The 10,988-nt window shown below is 38.8% G+C and carries 11 protein-coding genes; 4 read left to right on the forward strand and 7 right to left on the reverse strand.

Annotated features, from left to right (window positions below; translation table 11 throughout):
• Nucleotide 1: 1 nt before the first annotated feature.
• Complete coding sequence (locus B7E07_RS19315; protein ID WP_080848450.1) at nucleotides 2–1,393, reverse strand: TldD/PmbA family protein; 1,392 nt, start codon at nucleotides 1,391–1,393, stop codon at nucleotides 2–4.
• 247 nt (nucleotides 1,394–1,640) lie between these two features.
• Nucleotides 1,641–3,158 (reverse strand): cardiolipin synthase, encoded by a 1,518-nt coding sequence (cls, locus tag B7E07_RS19320; protein ID WP_080848451.1) that lies wholly within the window; start codon nucleotides 3,156–3,158, stop codon nucleotides 1,641–1,643.
• A gap of 156 nt (nucleotides 3,159–3,314) precedes the next feature.
• Between cls and B7E07_RS19325 the strand changes: the two genes are divergently transcribed.
• The gene (locus B7E07_RS19325; RefSeq protein ID WP_139785670.1) at nucleotides 3,315–3,833 is read left to right on the forward strand and encodes a GNAT family N-acetyltransferase; all 519 of its coding nucleotides are present in this window, start codon (nucleotides 3,315–3,317) and stop codon (nucleotides 3,831–3,833) included.
• A gap of 105 nt (nucleotides 3,834–3,938) precedes the next feature.
• On the opposite strand, the gene B7E07_RS19330 is transcribed toward B7E07_RS19325, so the two are convergent.
• From B7E07_RS19330 to B7E07_RS19340, 3 genes are all read right to left on the reverse strand, one after another.
• Nucleotides 3,939–4,265 (reverse strand): SCP2 sterol-binding domain-containing protein, encoded by a 327-nt coding sequence (locus tag B7E07_RS19330; protein WP_080848452.1) that lies wholly within the window; start codon nucleotides 4,263–4,265, stop codon nucleotides 3,939–3,941.
• 159 nt (nucleotides 4,266–4,424) lie between these two features.
• Nucleotides 4,425–4,940 carry an acyl-CoA thioesterase gene (locus B7E07_RS19335; RefSeq protein ID WP_080848453.1) on the reverse strand — a complete coding sequence of 172 codons (516 nt, stop codon included), beginning with the start codon at nucleotides 4,938–4,940 and terminating at the stop codon, nucleotides 4,425–4,427.
• Between the two features lie 23 nt (nucleotides 4,941–4,963).
• Nucleotides 4,964–5,905, reverse strand: a complete 942-nt coding sequence (locus B7E07_RS19340) for a magnesium transporter CorA family protein (RefSeq protein ID WP_080848454.1) — start codon at nucleotides 5,903–5,905, stop codon at nucleotides 4,964–4,966.
• 211 nt (nucleotides 5,906–6,116) lie between these two features.
• Between B7E07_RS19340 and B7E07_RS19345 the strand changes: the two genes are divergently transcribed.
• Together B7E07_RS19345 and B7E07_RS19350 are read left to right on the forward strand one after the other, a co-directional pair.
• Nucleotides 6,117–6,383: a hypothetical protein gene (locus tag B7E07_RS19345; protein ID WP_080848455.1), complete on the forward strand. Its 267-nt coding sequence runs from the start codon at nucleotides 6,117–6,119 to the stop codon at nucleotides 6,381–6,383.
• A 79-nt stretch (nucleotides 6,384–6,462) separates the two neighbouring features.
• Complete coding sequence (locus tag B7E07_RS19350; RefSeq protein ID WP_080848456.1) at nucleotides 6,463–7,116, forward strand: cation:proton antiporter regulatory subunit; 654 nt, start codon at nucleotides 6,463–6,465, stop codon at nucleotides 7,114–7,116.
• Between the two features lies 1 nt (nucleotide 7,117).
• On the opposite strand, the gene B7E07_RS19355 is transcribed toward B7E07_RS19350, so the two are convergent.
• Together B7E07_RS19355 and B7E07_RS19360 are read right to left on the reverse strand one after the other, a co-directional pair.
• Nucleotides 7,118–7,654, reverse strand: coding sequence for an RNA polymerase sigma factor (locus tag B7E07_RS19355; protein WP_080848457.1), 537 nt, complete (start codon nucleotides 7,652–7,654; stop codon nucleotides 7,118–7,120).
• An 84-nt stretch (nucleotides 7,655–7,738) separates the two neighbouring features.
• Nucleotides 7,739–9,073, reverse strand: coding sequence for a polysaccharide biosynthesis protein (locus tag B7E07_RS19360; protein ID WP_080848458.1), 1,335 nt, complete (start codon nucleotides 9,071–9,073; stop codon nucleotides 7,739–7,741).
• A 313-nt stretch (nucleotides 9,074–9,386) separates the two neighbouring features.
• Here B7E07_RS19360 and B7E07_RS19365 point away from each other — a divergent pair, with 313 nt between their 5' ends.
• Nucleotides 9,387–10,838: an IS1182 family transposase gene (locus B7E07_RS19365; RefSeq protein WP_080843532.1), complete on the forward strand. Its 1,452-nt coding sequence runs from the start codon at nucleotides 9,387–9,389 to the stop codon at nucleotides 10,836–10,838.
• Nucleotides 10,839–10,988: the final 150 nt, after the last annotated feature.

The following is a 10,988-nucleotide window of genomic DNA, read 5'->3' on the forward strand; positions in this document are numbered from 1 at the left end:
CTTATTCATCCCCCTTTCTTCCGCCAACTGTCATCTCACTTACACGAATCATCGGCTGCCCAACGTTTACTGGCAGGCTTCCACTCAGCGATCCGCACATGCCCGCTCCATGTGCCAGATTATTTCCGACCATATCAACTAACTGCAATGTTTCTGGCCCATTTCCAATTAAGGTTGCCCCCCTTAGCGGCTTGCCCAGTTTACCGTCCTTTACAGCGTAAGCCTCCATAACCGCAAAGTTGTAATCACCGGTTGTTGTATTCACTTGTCCTCCGCCCATGTATTTCGCATATATTCCATGCTCAGTATTCGAAATAATTTCCTCTGGTGTTGACTTCCCATTAGCGATATATGTATTCGTCATTCTGGAAGTCGGAGCGAAACGATATGACTGCCTTCTGCCTGAGCCTGTCGATGGCATTCCCATTCTTCTTCCGTTCAGCTTATCAATTAAATACCCTTTTAGAATTCCATTTTCAATCAGGACATTCTTTCTAGCAGTTTCGCCTTCATCATCAATTGCTAATGAACCCCATTCATTTGCAAGCGTTCCATCATCTATATAAGTGACAGCAACTGAGGCTACCTTTTCGCCGATACGATCGGCAAACACGGAATTTCCTTTTGCTACACTTGTTGCTTCTAAACCATGTCCGCATGCTTCATGGAAAATAACGCCGCCAAATTCGTTGTCAATAATAACGGGAAACTTACCGCTCGGACATGGATCGGCACCTAACATGGTCACCGCAATTCGCGATGCTTCTGTAGCGTAATGATTTAGATCTAGACTCTCCATAAACTCAAAGCCTTGATGAGCACCAGGTCCATAATAGCCTGACTGCATTTGATAGCCATCTGATGCAATCGATTGAATCGCCAATCTGCTGCGTACGCGCTTGTCTTCTACGAATTTTCCTTCTGAGTTCGCAATAAGTACATTTTGTTCTTCATCTAAGTAACGGATTCCAACCTGCTGTATACTTGAATGATAATTTTTTGCAATCTCGTAAGCCTTTCTCATTACATCTGCTTTGCGCTGCTTTTCAACCTCTTTTGGATAAGATGTTATGGAATGAGCAGACATTATTTTTTCATGAACTAAATTGCTGGCCGTGATTTTCCCATCACCCTTAATTCCTGCGGCAGCTTGATAGGCTGCCTTTAACAACCCCTCCTTAGATCCATCCGTAGTATAAGCATAAGCACTTTGAAAGCCTTTAAATACCCGAATGCCAATGCCAAAATCGCGGCCGGATAAGCTGCCCTCTACTTTGTTGTCTCTTAGTGACAGCGTGTTGGCAAATCGATCCTCTGCAAATACTTCAGCAAAATCGCCTCCTGTTTGGAGTGCTGCTGTTAACACATCTTCAATCACTGATTTCGCAAGCATAAATTCCCTCCTAGATTAGAAAAGCGCACCTGCTCTTTGACGGTGTATAATCCATCCCTTCGCAGTGCAAACGCGCTCAGCACCTCTTATTTTACAACTATTCTAACTATTCAAATTCTACCTTATTTCGTCAGGCGAAACAATTATTTTCAAAAAAAAACGAACGATTAGAGAAGATTCATAAAAATATCTCTTAATCGTTCGGGTTAACTTTGACTGAACTATTGTTCATTGAGGATATTTCTGTTTATAAAACTCCTGAAAACAGTCTTGCAAATGATTCCTTCGATTTTTCTATAAAGCCCCGCTTATAATATTGTACAGGGCTAATTTTCTCGCTTTCACGCATATCTTCTTCAAAATGTGCCACAAGTTCCCGAATGCTGCTTGTTTCAAACAGAAACACATTCACTTCAAAATTCAAATGAAAGCTGCGCATATCGAGATTTGCTGTGCCAGTGGATGCGAGGTTGCCATCAATGATGATCAGCTTCTGGTGCAGGAAGCCCTTTTTATACGAATAGATCTCCACACCATATCGAAGAAGTTCAGAGAAATAAGAACGGCTCGCATATTGGGTAAGGAACCCATCATTGATTTCAGGCACGAGGATACGCACTTCGACACCTTTAGCAGCTGCTACCCGTAGAGCAGTACGAATGGATTCATCTGGGACAAAATATGGAGTCGCAATCCAAATGGAATATTCCGCTGAAGCAATCATGGCAAAATATAAGTCACCCATAATGCCTGGCTGTGTGTCAGGTCCACTTGCCACCACCTGAATCGCTCCATCAACAATATCTTCATTCACAGGGTATTTTTTCTCATCGCGGTACGTTTCCAGCACATCTTCTCCGCTCACATATTCCCAATCAAGCAAAAACACAGTATGCAGGGTGTACACCGCTTCTCCCCGCAGCATGATATGTGTATCCCGCCAAAATCCAATTCGTTCATCTTCACCCAAATACTCTACGCCTACATTTAATCCGCCGACAAACCCGACTTTTCCATCAATGACTACGATCTTTCGGTGATTGCGAAAATTAAATTTCTGATTAAAAAAGCCGTATTTAAGCGGTGAAAAAATCTTTACCTGAATTCCTGCTTCCTCCATCCGGCGCACATGTTTTGGAGACATCGTCATGCTTCCTGCTGCATCGTATGTAAAAAGCACTTCCACTCCTTCTTGTGCTTTCATCATTAAAATATCAATAATTTCTTTTCCAAGCCGATCAGATCGAAAAATATAATATTCCATATGAATATATTTCTTCGCACGCAGCAATTCTTCTTTTATAGCTTGAAACGTTTGCTCCCCATTTTTTAAAATCGTTGCCTGTGAGTTTGTTGTCATAGGTGTTAAAGCAGACTCATTCACATACCAGGCAAAACTCCGCTGATTATCATTTAGAAAGGAGATATCTGGCGTTTCTTCTCCCTTCAGCATCCTCTTCCATTCTTCCCGATCACGCCGTCTTTTGCTTTTAAATAAATAGCCTTTTAAATAGAGCTGACCTGAAAACAAATAAAATAAATAGCCTGCCACTGGGAAAAATAGCAGTACATACATCCAAAGAAGCGTATGCTGAGGGGAACGATTTTCTAGCAATAGAGAATATACTGTTATGAAGATAATACTGGCGTATAAAATAAGTGCAGCAATTTTATAAGGTCTGGCTATGTCTGTAAATAAAACGATATACGCTATCAAAATGATGATTAATACAAAAGCTATTTCAACTCTGCGCCGTTTTCTCATCCTTTTTCCTTCTCTCATTCAAGATCATACAATTTGTATACCCTGATGAGGGCATTGGAGAAACCATTGTCTACTATTATCTCCAAAGGACTGGGGCTTTAACGTTATTCTTCGATATGTTATATACTAATGAAATGAATGGAAGGAGGACTGCAAATGCAACTAACAGAAATCATAATACGTCCCCTGCAAAAACAGGACGGTCTACAATATAAAGAACATAGATTAGAGGCTTTAAAGCAGCATCCGGAGGCATTTGCAGCAAGTTACGAAGAAGAAGAATCTAAATCTGTACATTCGTTTGAGGAGCGCCTTTCTTCTAGTAATGCTATTACCTTTGGCGCCTTTGAAGGAGATGTTTTAACAGGAAGTGTTACCTTATTTCGGGAAAGCAAGGTAAAGATGCAGCATAAAGCATTCATATTTGCCATGTATGTAACAGGAGGCCAGCGCGGTAAGGGCATCGCTAAAGCTTTAATCAATGAAGCGATTAAAAATGCAAGATCTTGGGAGGGGATTGAACAGCTCTATTTAACTGTCATGTCTGAAAATCATACAGCAAAAAGGCTATATAAATCTTTTGGATTCAAAGCCTATGGTGTTGAAAAAAATGCTTTAAAGGTGAACGGAGCTTATTTTGATGAGGATCATATGATGTTAGTATTGGATCACTAATACAGACTGACTGTTTATAATTTGAGATTTATGAGACACACAGAAAACGAATAAAAAGGTGAATTGCGATCATCCTTGAAGTGGCTCAACTCACCTTTTTCTCTATTATTGATATTTTTTTACAATATCCTGAAGCTTTAAAGCAAGACCCATTTTCCCCTCAACTTTAAGTCCACCAGTCATAAATGCGACGGTAGTGTTGAGCTGATCCTTTAATAGTTTGGAGAAGTTTTCTTCATTCAAATGAAGTATGACTTCAGGCTGTTCCGCCTGACCCTCTTTTATTAAAACTCTCCCATCTTGAATAATCATCTGTAATGGCCCATATTGAACTAAATTCACCTGGAAAATTCGATTTTTTTCATTTTTGATATGCTCTGGATTTTCATTCATTTTAGAGACAAGCTCATTTAATTCAGCGATAGCAGACATCTCTTTTTCCCCCGCCTTTTCCCTTTTTTTGCCCTTATCCCTTGAATACCCAAAAGGTCTTTTGCTGGTTTCTCAAGATTACGAGCGTATTCCTATTTATTACGACAAAGCAAGAGAAAATACCTTCAAAAAATGAATATCTATTCATTTTTTGAAGGTTTAATGCCAAGGATAATCTGAACCATATTTTTTCGCTCTTTGTTCACTATCTTTTCTTCTATTTTTCCGGGTTTCTGCACGGTCCTTAGCTGTTGTGAACAGGCTTTTTTCTTCTTCTGTTTCAGGTATAACCTGCGGCACCTCAGCCGGACGGCCCTCCCCATCAATCGCCACCATTGTTAGAAACGAAATCGCACATACATTACGTTCCCCGCTTATCAGGTTTTCTGCAATCACTTTCACGAATATCTCCATCGAAGTCCTGCCTGTATACGTGCAATAAGCCTCTAAACAGACAGAATTTCCTTCGTAAATGGGGTGAAGAAAATCTACCGAATCTGTTGAAGCTGTTACAACAGGCTTCCGTGCATGGCGCATGGCGGCTATTGCTGCAGTATCATCAATATACGCCATCAATTTTCCGCCAAATAATGTTCCATAATTATTCGTATCAGGCGGCTGTACAATACTCGTTTTTACTACAAATGATTCTCTGCATCTTTTTTTACTGTTCATCCCAAACCCCTCCATATTTGCACCTACTTAAAGAAGGAATTTTTCTTCCTCCCCTTTAAAATATCTCCCATCCACCCTTTCTTTATAAGGAGGATGTATACCGCTGCCGTAGAACCAATGATGATCAGTAAAGACAGCGGATAACCGATCTTCCAATCCAACTCAGGCATGTGTTTAAAATTCATGCCCCATAACGCCCCCCAAGCACTGATCGGTGTAAATAGGGTAGTGATGACGGTTAACGTTTTGACGATTTCATTTCCTCTATGCGTAGAGACCATTTCCTCAAAACTGACTAATGTATCAATTTCATCCTGATACTCCCGGATCAGCATGTTACTTCGTTTCAGCCTCTTACATACACGTATATATTCTGGCAGCTCCGAAATTTTGCTGCCAAAGGCTTCATCCATCCCCATCTCAGCCTCTTGTATGGGAATCATTAAATTTTTCCACACCAATAACTCATGTCTTAACTTATAGATTTCTTCCAAGCGTTTTATGCTATTCTTTTTCTTAACCTTCCATAATAAATCATTCAGACGCAGCTCAAATTTATCAATTTTCTTAATGCTATCAGATAATATTTCTCCGAGAATAATGAAAAAACCTTCTAAGCCATTTTTGGCGTCTTTCATTTTGGTCTGAAGTACGCCTTCCTCCAAATGTTCAACCTCTGCCGGATCAAAGCCAACCGTGTATAAAGTGGACTCTGTAATAAAATAATGAAAGAGCCTTTTTTCCTGCTGTTCTTCGATCGTCTGCTGATAGATTAGTGAGCCTCTTAGCGATTCTTCGTTTGATCTTGTTGTATCCATCTTCAACACATTGGTTTCACTATCTTTCAGTGTTTGAGCCCAATTTATAAATACCTCTTGATGAGGATGTTCTATCAGCAAATCTAATTCTTCATCATGATCATAGTGATGCCACTTCCAATGACCGAATGAAAATGAATGTCCCATAACATCTCCTCCACCTATAATCTTTCCTTGCATAGAGTTATAGCGTTTTCATAAATATTTCCCATTTCTTCTATTCTGTAAAACCAAATACGAATAAAATAGCAGGCATGAAACCTACCTTCCGTATTTTGGAAGGTTTCTTAATCATTTATAGCGGGTACTATTGAAACATGCTAGACAATACTTGAACCTTAAAGGAGGAGTTTAACCAATGAATTCTCGTCCGATTAACTCATATCTATTGGCAGGAGTAGGAATTACAAGTGTGTTACTTCTTGCCAGCAAAGCAAATAGAAATAAAGTGCAAACTGTCACCGTCAAATTTAAAAATAGGATTAAAGACAAATTTACAAACGAAAATCTGCCTATTAAAAAAGCAGGTCATCCTGATCCTCAAGATTTGGGTGATAATAATATGGTTAGTGAAGGTGCATTGTATGCGGTTAGTTATTACAATGAAACGGAGCAGCAGAAGTAACCTAAGGGGCAATGTTCCCTTAGGTATTTTTTAGCTATAACGATAACGATAATATGATCAATTAAATCGAGGCGATTTTATGGGTTTTATTTTTATTGGTGTGTACTTCCTCATTGTTTTAATGGTTATTGAAATCAGCACATTATTATTTTCCTATACCGGGTTAAAAAAACAAATATCCAGATTTCAAGTAATCTCGATGATGACAGGCACAGGCTTTACAACGAAAGAATCCGAGTTAATCATCGACCACCCTATCCGAAGAAGAATATGCGGTTTTCTTATCCTTTTTGGCGCCTTTTCCCTAGCTGTTATCATATCAGCTATCTCAAACCTGCTGGCCGATGATTTCTATACGTCGAGAGTAGCAATTGTCGCTGCATTGCTAGTATTGTTTCTTTTCATCATAAAAATGCCAAAAGTAAAAAAATCAGCTATGCAAAAATTCAACACCGAGCTTGAAGAGAAATACGAGTTAAAAGATATGCCGATGAAAGATGTCTTCTTAATCGATGGAAATCATAGCTTAGCAGAGATGACCATTAAAGATTCATCTGTCTATCAGGACAAGCCTTTAAGTGATTTTCTGCAAAAATATGACTTAACGGTGCTGTTTATTAAAAGAGGCGAAGAAATCATTCGCAATGATCTAACAAACGTCCATTTGAATGAAGGAGATCTTTTATACCTATACGGTGATGAGCAAGCCATCGAGGATGCTGCTGGCTCATAAGCTAGTGCATCCCCGCCATCAGCGGCCGCAAGCGATCCTTTCCTCTTCTGATTCTTGTCTTCACAGTCGACAATGGGATGTTCGAACCTGTGCTGATTTCTACAAGAGTTTGATGGTGATAATAAAATAGAAGTAAAGGCTCTTTATAGATTGCCGGTAAATCCTCCAGCGTTTCTTTGACTTCCTTGCTCATATCTCTTTGCACAATTTCATCTTCCAGTACGAGATGCTCAGAAATAGAATCTTCATGTAAAAAGACCTTCTCTTCCCAATACCTCTTCTGTACTTTTTGTTTACGCCAGTAATCACGGCATTTATTAATTGATATTTTATAAAGCCAGTTTTTCATCTTCGTATATTCTTCAAAGGACGGCAGAGCAATAAAGGCTGCCACAAGCACATCCTGGTATAAATCCTCGGCCAGCTGTTTATGTTTGACGAGTGAATAGATATAATGGAACAGCAGGTTACCATGCTCTTCTATACATTCTTCAAATAATTGCTGCTTCTTTTTCTGATCCATTTGGAGGTCCAACATGGTAACGGTCCTCCTCCTTTCTATTTCTATTTCACTCTATTAAACGAAATCTGGCTGTACTTACCCTACACTCTATGAAATTTTTTATGGTTTAAGATCTATGCGTTTTACAGGTGTTAAGTTTAACTTGACGCCAATAACTTTGCATATGGTCACATAGTGCATCATCATTAATAAAACTGACCCTGCATTAATGCCCATTATAATTCCATCCATCTGTAAGGAAGGCAATGATCCTAAGAAATACATAACCGAATAGGAAACAATTGTTGACCATACAGAGTGGAAGAAGGCATCCTTCATTAAACCGAGTCCGATGAGAAAGGCCTGCATCGGAATGATAAAGAAATGAAGCAGGAAGAATGGCCACAGCAGCTGCAAGTACACCGAGGCATCTGGTGAATGAAAAAACTCCGTTGTTAATTTTTCAGCAAATACATAGAAAAAGAGAACAGCCGGAACTCCATATATGAAAGTAATTAAGAATACTTGCTGCAGCAGGTGCTGCAATCTGGGCAGGTTTTTTTGTGCATACTCTTTTGAAACCGTCGGAATCAGCATGATCATAAATGAATGAGCGATAAATGCCGGGAAAAAGCCGATGGTCATTGCTATCCCTGCAACCATTCCAAAATGCTCTGTCGCCACTTCTGCCCCAACCCCAGCTTTAATAAGGGCTGCTTTTATGAGAAAGGGTTGAATAGCATGTGTAATTGCATGAAACACACGTAAACCAGTGGTCGGAATTGAAACAGAGAGTAAATCCTTACTGACACTTTTGCCTGTAAGTGCTTCTCTTGGTGATTTTTTGATTTGCTGATATTGCAGTACAAACATATGAATCAAATAAATGAACACAATCGCTTCACTGCCGATTAATGTGCAGAAAGCCACAAAAACAGCCATCCCAATATCAAACTCAAACATTTGATACAGGCTTGCCAATAGGATCAGCTGCATAATTTTTCTAACTAGATTGGCACCCGCAATTTTCCCCATCTGATTTTTCCCCATAAAATATCCTCTCGCAATAGAAGAAAAGGAAACAAATGGGATAAAGGCAATTACAATCCATTTCAGTGCTGGATGAAATTCGTTAAACATTGTTATATGCGGGATCACAAGCGTTACAATCGGAAGCACTATGATCGTAAAAATAATGGTCCATTTTAATACATAATTTAGCATACTATAATGCTGGTTCTTGTCCTTTTCGGCGACAAACTTTGAAATAGATACCGGCAGTTCAAAGCTTGCCAGTAAAATAATCAGAAAAACTGTCGGGAGAATAGACATATACATACCGAGCCCCTGCTCACCAAGTTCTCTCGCCAGCACCATGTTCACAACAAACTCAATACACTCTCCCGCAAACGCAGCAACTGCCAGCAAAATCGTCCCTTTAAAAAAAGTTTTCATCTAAACTCTCCCCCAAATTCACATTCTCTATAGCATATGAGACAAGTCCCTGTGAACATGACAAGAATATGGAGAGGTTTTTTCTATTTGGTAAAACTTTAATCTACTTTCAGAAACTGATGCATTTAGCAATAATCTTATTGATTGGAACGGAGGGGTGCGAGACTCCTGCGGGACGAGTGGGGAGCTGAGACCCCGCAGGAGCATATGCGAGGGCACTGAAAAAGTCCATTTAAGTCAGTGAAACATTTACTGTTTCACTGGCTTTTTGTTTTATAATAGAGGTATTAACTTATCGCAGGTGGTATATAAAATGATCTCCAACCAACAATCCCTTAGTTTCAGCCCCTATTTACAGATATACGATCTTGTTGTTCCACAAGATAATATGCTTCGTCAAATCAATGATCTTGTGGACTTCAGCTTTATTCTAGAAGAGTTAGAATCAAAGTACTGTCTAGATAACGGTCGTAATGCCGTTCACCCGATCCGTATGTTCAAATATCTCTTGCTTAAATCCATTTTTAATTTATCAGATGTAGATGTGGTCGAACGATCAAAGTATGATATGTCCTTTAAATACTTCCTTGAAATGGCGCCAGAAGATCCTGTTATTGACCCCAGTTCCCTAACGAAGTTTCGTAGGCTTCGTCTAAAAGATGTGGATTTATTAGATATGCTTATAAATAAAAGTGTTGAAATCGCATTAGAGAAAGACATCATTAAAAGTAAAACGATTATTGTTGACTCAACTCACACAAAATCCCGTTATAATCAAAAGTCCGTTAAAGAATTTTTACAGGAAAAATCAAAGAATGTACGTCGGTCTGTCTACCAAATCGATGAATCGATGAAAGAGAATTTACCGGCCAAAACAACAACGAATAGTGTTGAAGATGAATTACAGTACTGCGAAGATCTTATTACCGCCATCGAATCAGAGCCAAGAATTTCAGAATTACCTGCGGTGAAAGAAAAGTTAAATGTATTAAAAGAAGTCGTTGAGGATTGTACAGAACAGTTGAGTTTTTCCATGGATCCAGATGCCAAAGTAGGACATAAATCGGCAGACTCCTCTTTTTTTGGATACAAAACACATTTGGCAATGGCTAACGAACGGATTATTACGGCAGCGGTGATCACAACTGGAGAGAAAAGTGATGGAAAATATCTTCAAGAATTAGTTGAAAAAAGCATCAAAACAGGAATGGAAATTAAAACGGTTATTGGAGATACGGCCTATTCTGAGAAAGAAAATATTCGTTATATAAAAGAAGAAAATTTGGAACTTGTTTCAAAATTGCATCCACATGTAACGCATGGTACGCGAAAAAAAGAGGACGAATTCACGTTTAATAAAGATGCAGGAATATATGTGTGTAAGGCTGGCCATTTGGCGATCCAAAAGAAATTTGAAGAAAGAAAAGGTCAAGATCGAAATCCAAGAATTAAATATTTATTTGATACGAATAAATGCAACACTTGTCCCTTACAAGAGGGCTGTTATAAAAAAGGAGCGAAAACAAAATCCTATTCTGTCACAATAAAATCGACAGAGCATAAAGATCAGGAAGCATTTCAAAAGACGGTTAAATTTAAAGAGCTATCTCGAAATCGATATAAGATTGAGGCTAAGAATAGCGAATTAAAACATGCACACGAGTATGAAACAGCGAAATCCTCGGGTTTATTTGGCATGCAAATTCAAGGGGCAACCACCATATTTGCGGTAAATATAAAACGAATTCTAAAGTTAATAAAGTAAGAAAATGGACAACATAGTCCAAAATTAAGGGATTCAGACAAAAATAAAGCCAATTTCTTTCTAATAATAGACAGAAATTGGCTTTTTTATCTTTATAAGATTTTACCAGGTTAAAGAAAAACGAAAAACCTTAAGAAAATCAGTGCCCTC

This window comes from Cytobacillus gottheilii (genome assembly GCF_900166665.1).
Lineage (GTDB): Bacteria > Bacillota > Bacilli > Bacillales > Cytobacillaceae > Cytobacillus > Cytobacillus gottheilii_A.

Excerpts from the sequence above, each read along its gene's own strand:
- B7E07_RS19315 (WP_080848450.1), bottom strand. The coding sequence starts at position 1,393 with ATGCTTGCGAAATCAGTGATTGAAGATGTGTTAACAGCAGCACTCCAA.
- cls (WP_080848451.1), bottom strand. The coding sequence starts at position 3,158 with ATGAGAAAACGGCGCAGAGTTGAAATAGCTTTTGTATTAATCATCATT.
- B7E07_RS19325 (WP_139785670.1), top strand. The coding sequence starts at position 3,315 with ATGCAACTAACAGAAATCATAATACGTCCCCTGCAAAAACAGGACGGT.
- B7E07_RS19330 (WP_080848452.1), bottom strand. The coding sequence starts at position 4,265 with ATGTCTGCTATCGCTGAATTAAATGAGCTTGTCTCTAAAATGAATGAA.
- B7E07_RS19335 (WP_080848453.1), bottom strand. The coding sequence starts at position 4,940 with ATGAACAGTAAAAAAAGATGCAGAGAATCATTTGTAGTAAAAACGAGT.
- B7E07_RS19340 (WP_080848454.1), bottom strand. The coding sequence starts at position 5,905 with ATGGGACATTCATTTTCATTCGGTCATTGGAAGTGGCATCACTATGAT.
- B7E07_RS19345 (WP_080848455.1), top strand. The coding sequence starts at position 6,117 with ATGAATTCTCGTCCGATTAACTCATATCTATTGGCAGGAGTAGGAATT.
- B7E07_RS19350 (WP_080848456.1), top strand. The coding sequence starts at position 6,463 with ATGGGTTTTATTTTTATTGGTGTGTACTTCCTCATTGTTTTAATGGTT.
- B7E07_RS19355 (WP_080848457.1), bottom strand. The coding sequence starts at position 7,654 with ATGTTGGACCTCCAAATGGATCAGAAAAAGAAGCAGCAATTATTTGAA.
- B7E07_RS19360 (WP_080848458.1), bottom strand. The coding sequence starts at position 9,073 with ATGAAAACTTTTTTTAAAGGGACGATTTTGCTGGCAGTTGCTGCGTTT.
- B7E07_RS19365 (WP_080843532.1), top strand. The coding sequence starts at position 9,387 with ATGATCTCCAACCAACAATCCCTTAGTTTCAGCCCCTATTTACAGATA.